This window comes from Rhodovulum sp. 12E13 (assembly GCF_003340565.1).
Taxonomy (GTDB): domain Bacteria; phylum Pseudomonadota; class Alphaproteobacteria; order Rhodobacterales; family Rhodobacteraceae; genus HLUCCA09.
In genome coordinates, this window is sequence record NZ_QPLK01000046.1 from 1 (window position 1) to 14,016 (window position 14,016).

The 14,016-nt window shown below is 70.9% G+C and carries 13 protein-coding genes and 1 pseudogene; 10 read left to right on the forward strand and 4 right to left on the reverse strand.

Translation table 11 applies throughout. The annotated features are described in order from the left end of the window. Nucleotides 1-193 (reverse strand): helix-turn-helix domain-containing protein (locus DLJ49_RS19745; RefSeq protein WP_147277364.1); only part of this gene is annotated, 193 nt, incomplete at its 3' end. 92 nt (nt 194-285) lie between these two features. Here DLJ49_RS19745 and DLJ49_RS19750 point away from each other — a divergent pair. The 7 genes from DLJ49_RS19750 (at nt 286) to DLJ49_RS19780 (ending at nt 7,630) form a co-directional block, all read left to right on the forward strand. Then, nucleotides 286-1,143, forward strand: a complete 858-nt coding sequence (locus DLJ49_RS19750) for a Rossmann-fold NAD(P)-binding domain-containing protein (protein WP_115395250.1) — start codon at nt 286-288, stop codon at nt 1,141-1,143. Between the two features lie 908 nt (nt 1,144-2,051). Then, the gene (locus DLJ49_RS19755; protein ID WP_115395240.1) at nt 2,052-2,909 is read left to right on the forward strand and encodes an arsenate reductase/protein-tyrosine-phosphatase family protein; all 858 of its coding nucleotides are present in this window, start codon (nt 2,052-2,054) and stop codon (nt 2,907-2,909) included. Continuing rightward, nucleotides 2,906-3,904: an ArsJ-associated glyceraldehyde-3-phosphate dehydrogenase gene (locus DLJ49_RS19760; RefSeq protein WP_115395241.1), complete on the forward strand. Its 999-nt coding sequence runs from the start codon at nt 2,906-2,908 to the stop codon at nt 3,902-3,904. Before DLJ49_RS19755 ends, DLJ49_RS19760 begins: the two co-directional genes overlap by 4 nt. Continuing rightward, a complete protein-coding gene (gene arsJ, locus DLJ49_RS19765; protein ID WP_115395242.1) occupies nt 3,904-5,166 on the forward strand; it encodes an organoarsenical effux MFS transporter ArsJ in 1,263 nt (420 codons plus the stop codon). Before DLJ49_RS19760 ends, arsJ begins: the two co-directional genes overlap by 1 nt. Next, the gene (gene arsB, locus DLJ49_RS19770) at nt 5,163-6,170 is read left to right on the forward strand and encodes an ACR3 family arsenite efflux transporter (protein ID WP_115395243.1); all 1,008 of its coding nucleotides are present in this window, start codon (nt 5,163-5,165) and stop codon (nt 6,168-6,170) included. Before arsJ ends, arsB begins: the two co-directional genes overlap by 4 nt. Nucleotides 6,171-6,213: 43 nt before the next feature. Further along, entirely contained in the window at nt 6,214-6,531 is a 318-nt protein-coding gene (locus DLJ49_RS19775) for an ArsR/SmtB family transcription factor (protein ID WP_115395251.1), read from the forward strand. A gap of 46 nt (nt 6,532-6,577) precedes the next feature. Next, the gene (locus tag DLJ49_RS19780) at nt 6,578-7,630 is read left to right on the forward strand and encodes a permease (RefSeq protein ID WP_115395244.1); all 1,053 of its coding nucleotides are present in this window, start codon (nt 6,578-6,580) and stop codon (nt 7,628-7,630) included. Nucleotides 7,631-7,660: 30 nt separating this feature from the next. Here DLJ49_RS19780 and glp read toward each other — a convergent pair whose 3' ends face one another. From glp to DLJ49_RS19795, 3 genes are all read right to left on the reverse strand, one after another. Beyond that, on the reverse strand, nt 7,661-8,920 hold the full coding sequence (glp, locus tag DLJ49_RS19785; RefSeq protein WP_115395245.1) for a molybdopterin molybdotransferase MoeA: 1,260 nt from the start codon (nt 8,918-8,920) through the stop codon (nt 7,661-7,663). Between the two features lie 89 nt (nt 8,921-9,009). Then, nucleotides 9,010-10,998 carry an arsenate reductase (azurin) large subunit gene (locus DLJ49_RS19790; RefSeq protein ID WP_115395246.1) on the reverse strand — a complete coding sequence of 663 codons (1,989 nt, stop codon included), beginning with the start codon at nt 10,996-10,998 and terminating at the stop codon, nt 9,010-9,012. Then, on the reverse strand, nt 10,995-11,975 hold the full coding sequence (locus DLJ49_RS19795; protein WP_147277365.1) for a sensor histidine kinase: 981 nt from the start codon (nt 11,973-11,975) through the stop codon (nt 10,995-10,997). Before DLJ49_RS19795 ends, DLJ49_RS19790 begins: the two co-directional genes overlap by 4 nt. A gap of 77 nt (nt 11,976-12,052) precedes the next feature. Here DLJ49_RS19795 and DLJ49_RS19800 point away from each other — a divergent pair, with 77 nt between their 5' ends. From DLJ49_RS19800 to DLJ49_RS19810, 3 genes and pseudogenes are all read left to right on the forward strand, one after another. Then, nucleotides 12,053-13,096 carry an IS1595 family transposase gene (locus tag DLJ49_RS19800; protein ID WP_115395248.1) on the forward strand — a complete coding sequence of 348 codons (1,044 nt, stop codon included), beginning with the start codon at nt 12,053-12,055 and terminating at the stop codon, nt 13,094-13,096. 30 nt (nt 13,097-13,126) lie between these two features. Next, nucleotides 13,127-13,549, forward strand: a complete 423-nt coding sequence (locus tag DLJ49_RS19805) for a restriction endonuclease subunit S (RefSeq protein ID WP_115395249.1) — start codon at nt 13,127-13,129, stop codon at nt 13,547-13,549. A 223-nt stretch (nt 13,550-13,772) separates the two neighbouring features. After that, a pseudogene (locus tag DLJ49_RS19810) lies at nt 13,773-14,016 on the forward strand (IS1634 family transposase); the annotation flags it as partial.

Genomic DNA, 14,016 nt, shown 5'->3' on the forward strand with positions numbered 1-14,016 from the left:
TCAGCTGCAGCCCCCCGGGCACGCGGACGAACAGAGTGGCCCCGAGCGCCGCCTCGGCGGCCCTGACGTGGCGCCCCAGCGTCGGCTGGCTCTGGCCGAGGGCGCGCGCCGCGGCACTGAGCGAGCCGGTCTCGGCGACGGCGAGGAAGGCCCTCACATGGGTCCAGTCCAGGGAGGTGGATCCGCTTCTCATTCATGAATGAATATCCGGGCTTCGGATTCAGTCAATTCCCTTTCATTTTCGTAATCCCCATCCTGCCGCCATCCACGCAGAAGGAGGACGAGATGACACAGACTGTCCTGATCCTCGGCGGCAGGGGCAAGATCGGCCGCCACAGCGCGAAGGCCTTCGAGGCCGCCGGATGGCAGGTGCGTCCCTTCGACCGCCACAGGGACGACATGGCCAGCGCGGCGCAAGGCTGCGACGTGATCGTCAACGGGCTGAACCCGCCGAACTACCACAACTGGGCGGAGGCGATCCCGAGTATCACCGCGCAGGTGATCGACGCAGGCCAACGCAGCGGGGCCACCGTGATCCTGCCCGGCAACGTCTACCACTTCGGCGACCGGGGCGGCACGTGGTCGGACCACACGCCGCCGAGGCCCGTCAGCCGCAAGGGCCGGATCCGGCTGGAGATGGAGCGCGCCTATGCTCAGAGCGGCGTGCAGACGATCGTCTTGCGGGCGGGCAATTTCATCGACCCCGAGCGCGACGGCTGCATCATGTCCCAGATCTACCTGCGCGACATCGGGCGCGGCCGGATCACCCTTCCCGGGCCGGCGGAGACCCGCCAGGCCATGTGCTACCTGCCGGACTGGGGCCGCGCCGCGGTCGCCCTCGCCGGGATGCGCCACGAGCTGTCGCGGTTCGAGGATGTGCCCTTCCCCGGGCACACCCTGACGGCGGTGCAGATCAGGTCCGAGCTGGAGCGGATCACCGGGCGCGGCCTGACCTTCAGGCAGTTCCCGTGGTGGATGTTCACCCTGGCCGGCCCGGTCTGGGAACTGGCGCGGGAACTGGCCGAGATGCGGTATCTCTGGGAGACCGACCACGCCCTGTCCGGGCGACGCCTCGAGGCCCTGCTGCCAGACTTCCGGGACACGCCGCTGGAGGAGGTCCTGCGCTCCGCCCTGCCGTCGTGAGCCGTCGCACCCCCGGGCCCCCGCCTTCTCGCCGGATGCACCACCGGACCGGCACCGGCCCGAGGGCCCGGGCAACGCCCCCCCGCCGGTCGCCGCTCCGAGGCGACTTCGCCCAACGCGTCGGGAGCCTCCTCGACGGCACTGTCCGCTCGAGACCACGCCGGGCTCTCCCACGGCTCGGCCCGGGCCGCGTCGCGGCCGCCTCGCGCCTCTGCCGCAGACGCACAGGGAGCGGGGAGCGGACATCCGCTGCAGTCAGGCAAACGCCCGCCTCAGCCCGTTGACCGCACGTTCAAATCGACAAAAGGGTTGGGCTCTGCCGCCCCGCCGCAATGCAAATCGAGCTGCTACCTGCCGATGCGCCGATTCAGCGGCGTGGAACCTCCGCTGCGTTGCCCGCAGCGTGGCCGCGACCACGGCTTGGTCGGCGGGATCGGCCCGGCAAGGCCCTGCGGATGCGCCAGGCGGCGACATTCGGCGACGAAGCTGCGCGCCTCGGGCCAGTAGGGCGGGTCGTCGTCGCTGCCCAGACGACGGCGGTCGCGTCTCCGGAACAGGCCCAGGCGCGATCCTCGTGCGTTCTTCCGCTGCGGTTCGGCCCGAACAAGAACACGCATTGCCGGCATCGGCGTGGGAATTCCGGGACGCGCCCGCGGAACGCTCGCGCTCCCCCGGCCACGATCCCGCGGGGAAAGCGCTCGCGGGGACAGGCGCGCGCCGCCCCGGGCGCGAAGGTCAGGTCGCGGCCGCTCCCGTGGGCGGTGATGCACGGCGTTCCGGTTCTCCGGTGGTGGGCGCGCGCTGCACCGGGAGGACGACGGCCAGGAATCGAAACTCCCTGCGGCGCTGCGATCGGGCGGCGCCGAGAACGCGGTTGCAGAGTTTCATTATTCGCGTATTTTGGAATTATGGAAGCCCCGATTCCCCTCCGTCTGTCCACCCTCGGCCATCCCCAGCGGCTGGCAATCTTCCGGCTGCTGATGCGGCGCCATCCGGGGCGGGTGGCGGCGGGGGAGATCGCGGGGGCGCTGGGGCTGAAGGCGTCGACGCTCTCGGCCTACCTGAATGCGCTGATGCAGGCGGGGCTGGTGACGCAGGAGCGGCGGGGGACCTCGCTGCTCTACGGCATCGACCTCGCCGCCGTGCGCGAGACGTTCGACTACCTGCTCCTCGATTGCTGCCGGGGGCGGCCCGGCCTCTGCGCGCCGCTGCCCCTGGTCCCTCCCCTCGCCGCGCCAATGACCCAGGGAGCCACGCCCATGGCCCGCTACACTGTCCTGTTCATCTGCACCGGCAATTCCGCCCGGTCGATCTTCGCCGAGGCGCTCCTGCGCGCCGAGGCGGGCGACCGGTTCGAGGCGTATTCCGCCGGCACGAAGCCGTATTCGGAGCTCAACCCCTTCGCGCTCGACGTGCTGCGCGACAAGGGGCACGGTCTGGCGCCGCTGCGCGCCAAGAACGTGGCGGAGTTCCAGGGGGCGGACGCGCCGCGGCTCGACTTCGTCTTCACCGTCTGCGACCGGGCGGCGAACGAGGAGTGCCCGCCCTGGCCGGGCCAGCCCGTCACCGGCCACTGGGGCGTGCCCGATCCGGTCAAGGCCGAGGGCACCGACGCGCAGAAGGCGCTCGCCTTCCAGCAGGCCTACGGGGCGCTGAAGAACCGCATCAAGGCGTTCGCCGCGCTGCCCTTCGAGCAGCTCGACCGGATGGCCCTGCAACGGGCGGTCGACGGCATCGGCGCTACCAGCCCGGCCGCCGACGCATGACCACCTACGCGCTGAACGGCCTCGGCCGGATCGGGAAGCTCGCCCTGCACCCTTTGCTCGAGCGGGGGGCGGAGATCGCCTGGATCAACGACGCCGTGGGCGATCCGGCGATGCACGCGCACCTTCTCGAATTCGACACCGTCCACGGGCGGTGGGACGCGGATTTCGCGTCGGACGACGGCAGCGTGACCGTGGACGGCGTGCGCCTGCCCTTCGTCGGCACGACGGACCTCGCGGCGCTGCCGCTGGGCGGCGTCGATGTCGTGATCGACTGCACCGGCGTGTTCAAGTCCGAGGGGGCGCTCGCGCCCTATTTCGAGGGGGGCGTGAAGAAGGTCGTCGTGTCCGCCCCGGTGAAGGACGGGCCCACGGCCAACATCGTCTACGGCGTGAACGAGGGCACCTACGACGCGGCCAAGCACCGCATCGTGACGGCGGCTTCCTGCACCACGAACTGCCTCGCGCCGGTGGTGAAGGTGATCCACGAGGCCCTGGGCATCCGCCACGGCTCGATCACCACGATCCATGACGTGACCAACACCCAGACCATCGTGGACCGCCCGGCCAAGGACCTGCGCCGCGCGCGCTCCGCGCTGAACTCCCTGATCCCGACGACCACCGGCTCGGCGACGGCGATCACGCTGATCTACCCTGAACTGAAGGGCCGGCTGAACGGCCACGCCGTGCGCGTGCCGCTGCTGAACGCCTCGCTGACCGATTGCGTGTTCGAGGTGCAGCGCGAGACGAGTGTCGCGGAGGTGAACGCGATGCTGAAGGCCGCCGCCGAGGGGCCGCTTGCCGGCATCCTCGGCTATGAGGCGCGGCCGCTCGTCTCGGCCGATTACACCAACGATACACGGTCTTCGATCATCGACGCGCCGTCGACGATGGTGGTGGGCGGCACGCAGGTGAAGATCTACGCGTGGTACGACAACGAGATGGGCTACGCCCACCGGCTGGTCGACGTGGCGCTGATGGTCGGGGGATCGCTGTGATGGACCGTGCCAAGGGGCTGTCGGCCTACATCGCCGTCACCGCCGCCTACTGGGCGTTCATGCTGACGGACGGCGCGCTGCGGATGCTGGTGCTGCTGCACTTCCACACGCTCGGCTTCACGCCGATCCAGCTCGCCTACCTCTTCGTGCTCTACGAGATCGCGGGGATGGTGACGAACCTCTCGGCGGGGTGGATCGCCGCGCGCTTCGGGCTGACCTCGACGCTCTATGTCGGACTCGGCCTGCAGGTCGTGGCGCTGATCGCGCTCTCCCAGCTCGACGCCGGCTGGGCGCTGACGCTGTCGGTGATCTACGTGATGGTGGTGCAGGGGGCGAGCGGGGTGGCCAAGGACCTCGCCAAGATGTCGTCGAAATCCGCCGTCAAGCTGCTGGCGCCGAAGGAGGACGGCGGCCTCTTCCGCTGGGTGGCGCTGCTCACTGGCTCGAAGAACGCGGTGAAGGGGCTCGGCTTCCTGCTCGGCGCGGCGCTGCTGGCGACGGTGGGCTTCGTCTGGGCGGTGATCGGGATGGCGGCGGTGCTGGCGGTGATCCTCGTCGCGGTGCTGCTGTTCATGCCGGCGGGGCTGCCGAAAGGGCGCAAGGGCGTGCCGTTCTCGGAGGTCTTCTCCGACAGCGCCAACGTGAACTGGCTGTCGGCAGCGCGCGTCTTCCTGTTCGGCGCGCGCGACGTGTGGTTCGTCGTCGGAATCCCGATCTACTTCTACGCCGTGCTGTCGGACGGCACGACCGAGGGCAACCGCGCCGCCTTCTTCACCATCGGCACGTTCATGGCGGTCTGGATCATCCTCTACGGCGCCGTGCAGGCCTGGGCGCCGCGCCTCCTCGGCGCCGCGACGCGGCCCGAGGGCGAGCTCGTCTCCGCTGCCCGCCGCTGGGCGGGGTGGCTGGCGATCATCCCGGCCGTTCTCGCGGCGCTGGCGCTGGCGGCGGGCGACCCCGCGCCCTGGCTGACGACCTCCCTGATCGTCGGCCTGCTGGCCTTCGGCGCCCTCTTCGCGGTGAACTCGTCGCTGCACTCCTACCTGATCCTCGCCTTCACGAAGGACGAGCGGGTCACGATGGATGTGGGCTTCTACTACATGGCCAATGCCGGCGGCCGCCTGCTCGGCACGGTCCTCTCCGGCGCGACCTACCAGATCGGCGGCCTGCCCCTGACCCTCGGCACCGCCGCGGCGCTCGTGGCCCTCTCGGCGCTGACGGCCACCCGCCTGCGCCCCGAGCCCGCCGCCACGCCCGCATGAGCGTCTTCGAGCGGTACCTCTCGCTCTGGATCGCGCTGGCGATCGGGGGCGGGATCCTCCTCGGCGCGGCGCTGCCGGGGCTGGTGCAGGCGATCGCGGCGGCGGAGGTGGCGCGGGTGAACCTCGTCGTCGCCGTGCTGATCTGGGCGATGGTCTACCCGATGATGGTTGGCGTCGACCCGTCCAGCCTGCGCGACGTGCTGCGCCAGCCGAAGGGGCTGGCCATCACGCTGGCGGTGAACTGGGCGATCAAGCCCTTCACCATGGCCTTCCTCGCGGTGCTGTTCTTCGAGCACGTCTTCGCCGGGCTGATCCCGCCGGACGACGCCAAGCAGTACATCGCCGGGCTGATCCTGCTCGGGGCGGCGCCCTGCACCGCGATGGTCTTCGTCTGGTCGCAGCTGACGCGGGGCGACGAGGGCTACACGCTGCTGCAGGTCTCGGTGAACGACGTGGTGATGGTCTTCGCCTTCGCGCCCATCGTGGCGGTGCTGCTGGGCGTGACGGACATCGCCGTGCCGTGGGAGACGCTGGTGCTGTCCGTCGTGCTGTTCGTCGCGCTGCCGCTCGCGGCGGGGCTCGTCACGCGGGCGCGGCTGGGCACCGAGGCGCGCATCCATGCCTTCCGCGACCGGGTGAAGCCGTGGTCCGTGGTCGGCCTGATCGCGACGGTGGTGATCCTGTTCGGCCTGCAGGGCGAGGTGATCCTCGAAAGGCCGCTCGTGATCGCCCTGATCGCCGTGCCCATCCTGATCCAGTCCTACGGCATCTTCGCGCTCGCCTACGCCGCGGCCTGGGCGCTGAAGGTGCCCCACCGCATCGCCGCCCCCTGCGCGCTGATCGGCACGTCGAACTTCTTCGAACTCGCCGTCGCCGTCGCCATCAGCCTGTTCGGGCTGAACTCCGGCGCGGCGCTCGCCACCGTGGTCGGCGTGCTGGTGGAGGTGCCGGTGATGCTCAGCCTCGTGGCACTGGCCAACCGCACGCGGGCGCGCTTCGCCTGAAAGAAGACTCGACATAACCGGAAATGTAGTTATGTTGTCCGGCATGACGACGACCTCATCCGAATCCCGCGCCCTCGCCGCGCTCGGCCACGACGCCCGCCTCGCCATCTTCCGCCTGCTGGTCAAGGCCGGCGACGAGGGCCTGCGCGTGGGCGACATCGGCGAGCACCTCGGCCTCGCGCCCTCGACGCTCGCCCATCATCTCTCCACGCTCACCGCCGCCGGCCTCGTGGTGCAGGAGCGGCGCGGGCGCGAGGTGGTGAACCGGGTGGACTACCCGGCCATGCACCGCCTCGTCGGCTTCCTCACCTCGGAATGCTGCGCCGGCGTGACGCTGACCCGCGACGAGGATGCGGCGTGACCCGCGCCCTTCGGCCTGAAACTTCGACTCTTCCGGAGACACGACCATGAGCGACACGAGCCTCGCCCCCGCCCGCAGCCCCCTCGCGGCCCTGCGCGCGCTCTGGAAGGAGTACGGCGTCTGGCTGACCTCGGCGGCCATCCTCGCCGCGCTCGCGCTGGTCGACCCGCCGCAGGCGGTGGAGAGCGCGCGCTTCGCGGGCGGGGCGCTGCTGCACACCGCGCCCTACCTCGTGGCCTCGATCGCCATCGCGGCCTGGGCCGGGGCGACGGGGGCGGACAACCTGATCGCGCGGGCCTTCACCGGCGCGCCGCTCCTGATGATCGGGCTCGGGGCGCTGGCGGGGGGGCTGTCGCCCTTCTGTTCCTGCGGGGTGATCCCGCTGATCGCGGCGCTGCTGGCGATGGGCGTGCCGCTCTCGGCGGTCATGGCGTTCTGGCTCGCCTCGCCGATCATGGACCCCTCGATGTTCGTGCTGACGGCGGGCGTGCTCGACCTCGAGTTCGCCGTGGCCAAGACCCTGGCCGCCGTTGGCCTCGGCGTCTTCGGCGGCGGCGTCGTGCACCTGCTGGCGCGCGGCGGGGCGCTGGCGGACCCGTTGCGCGAGGGCGTCGGCAACGGCGGCTGCGGTGGCGCGAAAGTGCGCGCGCCAAAGCCCGTCCACTGGCGCTTCTGGGAGGAGGCGGAGCGGCGGGCGAAGTTCGGCAAGACGGCCGTCTCCACCACCCTCTTCCTCGCCAAGTGGCTGACGTTGGCCTTCCTGATCGAGAGCCTGATGCTCGCCTGGATCCCGGCCGAGACGGTGACGGCGGCGCTCGGCGGCACAGGCCTCGCCCCCATCGCCACGGCGACGCTGGTGGGCGTGCCGGCCTACCTCAACGGCTACGCGGCGCTGCCGCTCGTCGGCGGGCTGATCGGGCAGGGCATGGCGCCCGGCGCCGGCATGGCCTTCCTCGTCGCGGGCGGCGTCACCTCGATCCCGGCGGCGATGGCGGTCTGGGCGCTGGCGCGTCCGCCGGTCTTCGCCCTCTACATCGCGCTGTCGCTCTCCGGCGCCTTCGCCGCCGGCCTGCTGTTCCAGCTCTGGGCCATGGCCTGAGGGGCCTGCCTCCAGCCCGCCGCCCGCCGGCTACGGGCGATGGCCCAGCGGATGCCACCGCAGCAGATCGCCCCGAGCGACATGCGCGCACTCGGCCGGCAGGATGGCGAGGCCGTCCGCGGCGGCCACCGGGGCAAGGCGCGCAGACGCGCCCGGGCCAAGCAGATCGAGGCGCGGGCGGCCGAGCCCGTCCTCGCCGAGCGAACGGACTGGCACGACCTCGGTGCGCCCCGGGCGCTTGTCGTGGCAGAACTCCGCGATGCCGGCGCGCGCCGCGGGGTGGACCTCCGACAACCCGGCCGTGCGGCGGATCGCCGGCAGCGCGATCTGCAGCGCCGTGACGAGCGCGGCGTAGGGGTTGCCCGGCAGGCCCATGAAAAGCGCGCCGCCGATGCGCCCCACGGCGAGCGGCTTGCCCGGGCGCAGCGCCACCTTGAGCACGGCGAGATCGCCCTCGGCGGCGCGCAGGGCGCCCGGCACGTGGTCGGCGTCTCCCGCCGACATGCCACCCGTGGTCACGATCACCTCAGCCTCAGCGGCTGCGCCTCGCAGCGCAGCCTCGATCCGCCCGGGATCGTCGGGGATGCGGCCCCGGTCGGAGACCTCCGCGAATGGACTTTCGAGCAGGGCACGGATCATCGCGCGGTTCGAGTTGTAGATGTGGCCGGGCGCCAGCGGCGTGCCCAGCTCGGCCAGTTCCGAGCCGGTCGAGAGGAGGGCGACGCGCACCCGTGCCACGACTGGCGCCTCGGAGAGGCCGGCGGCGGCCAGCAGCCCGATCCGCACCGGCGTGAGGGCGACACCGGTGGCCAGAAGCTCCGCGCCCTGGCCGATGTCCTCGCCCGCGCGCCGGATGTTCGCGCCGGGGCGCGGGGCGTTGTCCAACCTAAGACACCCATCCGCCAGTTTTGCGCGCTCCTGCATCACGACGGCGTCGGCGCCGTGCGGCACCGGTGCACCGGTCAGGATGCGCAGCGCCGCGCCTGCGGGCAGCGAGACGGGGCCGTCCCCGGCATGCACCGCGCCCGCGACGGGCAGCGTTCGGGGTGACGGCCCGGCGAGGTCGGCGCAGCGCAGGGCGTAGCCGTCCATCGCCGCGTTGTCGAAGGGCGGCAGCGGGATCGGCGTGTGGAGGGGACGCGCGAGCACCCGCCCCGGCGCGCGGGCGGGCGGCACCGTCTCGATCCCCTGCATCGGCGCGGCGGCGGCGAGGGCGCGCAGGCAGGCGGCATCGAGCGACAGGGGGGCGCCGGCGCGGCCGGCGCTGCAATCGACAGGGGCGTGGGACATCACTTCTCGGACGAAAGTGCCAGCCGAGGCGGGCGGCCCCAGCCGGCGGTCAGGTCGCCGCGGCAGCAGACGGCCGCCGCGGGGGAGGATCAGAGCGTCACTTCCTTCGACTTGAAGGAAATCGAGCGGGCCGAAGCAGGGGTGTCGGCGATCCTGCGGATGTCGGCCCAGGTCTGCTTGTAGTTCGGGATCACCAGTTCGTTCGTGGCCTCGCTGATGACGTTGCCCTGCGTGCCGTTGGGCGAGCCGAACAGCATGAACGTCTCGCCTCGCCTGGCCGTCGCCGTCGGGTAGGCCATCGCCTGAGTCGCGCCGTTGGCGTTGTAGACTTCTACCAGATCGCCCTCGGTCACGCCGAGATCGGCCATGTCCTCGGGGTGCATCTCGATGAACGGGTAGGGCCAGCGGTCCATGACGAAGTCGTTCTCTTGGTCGAGGAACCAGTTTTGCCAGTTGATGTTGGATCGCCCGTTGTTGATGAGGAAGGCGTGCCGCGCCCGCTCCTCCTCCTTGCCGGGCGCCTCGAGCCCGCGCCAGGGGCCGGCCATGAAGCGTGCGCGCCCGTCGTCGGTGGAGAAGGTGCCATCGGAGTAGAGCCGCGGCGTGCCGACGATGGTCTCGCCGTCGAGCGCTTGCGCCGGCTCCTGGAAGCCGTTGTTGCCCATGGCGCGCAGGCGGTCGTAGGTCACCAGGTCGCCGTTGTGGGCGTTCCGGTGGTACCCGTCCATGAAGGCGTCTTCCTCGGTTTCCCAGTCGTAGCCCTGGAACTGGGCGGCATACTCGGCCATGCCCATTTCGTTCAGAACGCGCTCCATGTTCTGCGCGATGCCGGCGGCGATCAGGCAGTCGGGCCGCGCGTTGCCCGGCGCGTCCATGTACTTCTCCACCAGCCGCATCCGGCGCTCGCCGTTCATCGAGGTGAGGTTCATCTCGCCTGACTGCGTGGCCGGCAGGACGACATGGGCCTGCTTGCCCATCTCGTTCTGGATGATGTCGACGTTGACGGCGAAGAGGCCGCCCTGCCGGATCGCGTTCACGATGGCGTCGACCACCTCCTCGCGGGTACCGCCGGCGGCGGCGTCCATCGCCTCCTTCACCATGTTGGTGCGGCGGTTGTAGGCGCGCTTGAACTCGGTCGCGTTCAGGGTCGTGCGGTAGTGATTGCACGCCCAGATGTGGTGGACGCCGCCCTCGCCGTTGATCAGGAGCTGATCGACATAGGCCGCCGGCCGCCCGACATGGGACTCGTTGGGCCGGACGTAGCCCTCCTGGTGGCCGCCGAGGCGCCAGCGAAGATCGGAGCGCAGCCTTGCCTCCGCATCCTCCGCGAGCGTGAACAACAGGCGGGCGTCGCAGCCCGCCTCGAGCAGGTCCAGCAGGCGCGCCTGCAGGCTGTCGTCCGCGAGATCGACCGCCTCGATCAGAACTGTGCCTTCGCCCGCTGCGTGCAGCAGGCCCGTCGCCCCGAACAGGCGGTCGCCGGCGCCGGCCCCCTCGCGGGCCAGCGACAGCGCGACGAAGGGGGCCGCCCTCCGGTCCGACAGCGTATGCAGGCGGCGGGCGAGCCGGGCCTTGCCGAGGCCGGGTCCGCCGATGATCGCAACGGGGGCGTCGCCTGCGGCCGCAGCCGCGACGAGGGCCTCGACCCGCCGCGCCTCGGGCGAGATACCGAACTCGGTCGGATCGTCGCGGGTGTCTGCCCGACCCGCAAGCAGCGCGCCGAGCCGGGCGAGGAACTCCGGCATCTCGAACGGTTTCAGGATGTAGTCCGCCGCGCCGGCGCGCATCAGCCGCACCGCCTGCTCCACCGTCCCGTAGCCCGTGACGAAGAGGAAGGGTGGCGGCGGCGCCTTCGCCGCGACGGCGCGGTAGACGGCTTCGCCGTCGCCGTCGGGCAGACGGATGTCACAGACGACCGCGTGGACGGGGCGTGGCGGCGTCCGGAGCGCCCCGATCGCCCGGTGCGCATGCTTGAGCCAGACCACCTCCGCTCCCTCGAGTTCCAGCCGTTGCCGGAGCGAGGCGCCCATAATCTCGTCATCCTCGACGAGGGCCACCCGGTGACCGTCGAAGCTCATGCCTCTTCCCGCAGCGGCAGGACGATGCGGATTTCCGTCCGGCCGTCGCGCCTTGCATGGTCGATCGTGCCGTCGAGCCCTGTCGTGAGGTCGCGCACCAGCCGCAGACCGAACCCGCCCCCGTTGACCGGAGGGGCATCGCTCAACAGGCGCGCGACGGCGCTCGCGGGTAGCCCGGGCCCTGTGTCGCATACGCAGAGGCGGAGCGCGCCCGCCTCTTCCTCGGCGGCGAAGCAAAGGGTGCCGCCCGTGCCGGCGTTTTCGGAGGCGTTGAGCAACAGGTTCAGGGCGATCTGGCGCACCGGGCCGGCCGGAAGGCCCTCGCGCTCTTCCGGGATCTCGCCGACCCGCCAGTCGAGCCGTTGCGCGCGCCGTCCGATCTCCGGCTCGATCAGCAGCCGCAGATCCTCGAAGTCCGCCGCCGAGAGCGGCGCCGCGGCATGGTCGCCCCGGTGAGTCTGCAGGGCCGCGCGGGTGACGTCGCGCAGGTGCCTCAGGCCGCGGTCGAGCAGGTCGATCGCGGGGCCCGCCACCTCGGGCCGGTCCTTGTAGTGGCGCAGTGTGTCGACCGCGTTCATCAACCCGCCGAGCGGGTTGTTGATCTCGTGCGCCAGCGAAGACGACAGCCGTCCGAGGCTGACGTAGCGCTCTCGCTCGGCGATCCGCCGATCCGTCTCCGCCCGGTCGCGCACCGCATCGACCATCCTGTTGTAGGTGAAGAACAGCCGCGCCAGTTCGTGGTCGCGCGGGAAGGCGCGTTCGGGCACCGGCTGGGGGTCGTCGCCCATCCCGCTCAAATGGGTGGAGAGCACCGCGACCGGCCGCAGCCCGCGCCGGATCAGCGCGTAGCCGATCCCGCCCAGAAGCAGGATCGCCACCGCGTTCCCCGCGAGCAGGGTCACGCGGGTAGCTCGGCGCTCGGCAAGCAGGGCCGACAGGTCGACGCGGCTGACGAGGATGCCGGGCGGTGTCAGCAAACCGTGTTGGTTCGCCCTTTGTTCTTGTCCGTCAGTAGAGTAGGATCGGCGGCTTCTGAGCCTGCCGGAGACCTGCCATGCCCCGCTTCGATCCGACCGAGTTCGGCCGCCTGCTCGCCCGTCTGTCACCGCAGGAGCTGCGGCAGGTCGAGGGGATGGTGGCAGAGGCGCGGGAGCGGGCCGAAGCGGTGCTCGAGATCAACGCCCGCGCCGACGTGGGGGGAGCGGCGGCCGCTTGCCCGCGCTGCGGTGGTGGCGAGCGTATCCGGTGGGGCCGGACCCGGACGGGCGCGCAACGGTGGTCCTGCTCGGGGTGCGGGGCGACGTGGTCTGGTCGGAGCGGCACGCCGCTCGCCCGGGTGCACCGCCGCGACCTCGTGGTCGCGCTGGCGCGTGACATGATCGAGGCGCCGCAGCCGATGTCCTGCCGTCGCGCGGCCGAGGTCTTGGGAACCTCGCGCCACAGCGTCTGGCGCTGGCGGATGACCATTATCGGCGCTCTGACGCCCGAGCCCGAGAGCACGCTCGCCGGCATCGTCGAGGCTGACGAAGCCCACCAGCGCGAAAGCCGTAAAGCGTCGCGCGAGTGGGTCCGGCACCGGTGCGACCCCGCCAACACCCCCGCGCCGCCGCGTCTTCGGTGGGAGGACTATCGGCGCCGGGGCGCTGCGTCCCGGACGCCTCCGGGCGGCTGGCGGGCCTGGGAGAAGAAGCCCCTCGCAGCCACCGACCGCGCCGGCCACCGGGCCGTCGAGGCCATCGCCGACGCGGGCCAGGTGGCGATCTCGGGCGCCCTGCTGCCCGTGATGGCCCCGGACGCGGTGCTCTGCACGGACGGCCACATCACCTACGAGGCGATCGCCCAGGACGAACGGATCCCGCACTTCGTGTTCGTCGCGGGACGGCGGTCGAAGCTCACGCCACGCAGCCATCACATCAACACCGTGAACGCCCTGATCGGTCGGTTCCGCGCCTTCATGCAGACGTTCTGCGGACCCGCGTCGAAGAACCTCGCCGCTTACGGCCGCTGGCACGCCGCCCGTGACAACGCCGACCGGAGCTACCGCGACGTCCTCAGGAAGCTCCTCGCTTCAGGCCACCCCACCAACACGGTTTGCTGACACCGCCGGCTCAAGACTTCCGATATTCTTATGACGGAGGGAGGCGACTGGGACAAGCTCGGGCGGGCGGCAATCTGGCGGGATGAGATCGCCGATTGCATCCACCAGAACCACATCTTCCGCGTGCGCCCGGCATCGCGGGATATTTCGCCCGAGTGGGTCGTGGTCTACGTCAACAGCGAACTTGGGCGGCGCTACTTTGAAGAGGCGTCGAAGCAGACGACGAACCTTGCTTCGATCAACATGACGCAGTTGCGAGGTTGTCCCATCCCCCTCCCACCACTCGCCGAACAACACCGCATCGTGGCCAAGGTCGATGCCCTCATGGCCCTCTGCGACCGAATGGAGACCGCCGTCACCACCGCCGACACCACCCGCGCCCGTCTCCTCGAAGCCCTCCTCCACGAGGCGCTTGATCCGGCCGCGAATGCCATCACGGAGGCTGCGGAGTAATGCCCATTTCCCATGCCGTCTGGACGGTTTCCCAAGCACCCGCCGAGGTGCCGCAGGGCGTCCTTCCGTCCGAGCAGATGCTGGACCGAAGTTCGACAGAATTGGGGGGAATCTGGTTCGATTGGGGTTGTCTGGTGCAATCGGATCAATGGTTTAGGGCGCCAGGAGGCTGAGAGGCGTGTAGTCACACGATATGGCGATGCTCGACTTTGCATTGTTGGTAATGGCGCGGTATCCAGTAGGTATGTTCGTGCGCATCAACGAGAGCGGTGGGCGGCGCTATCTCCAGGTCGTCGAGTCCTACCGCAACGAGGCTGGCAAGCCTCGCCACCGGGTGATTGCCAACCTCGGGCGCATCGACGGCATGGAGGACGGTCACCTCGACGCCCTGATCCGGGGGCTCTGCCGCGCCGCCGGACGCGACGAGCCGGCCAGGCTCGAGATCACGCACGCGCCGGCACGGGCCT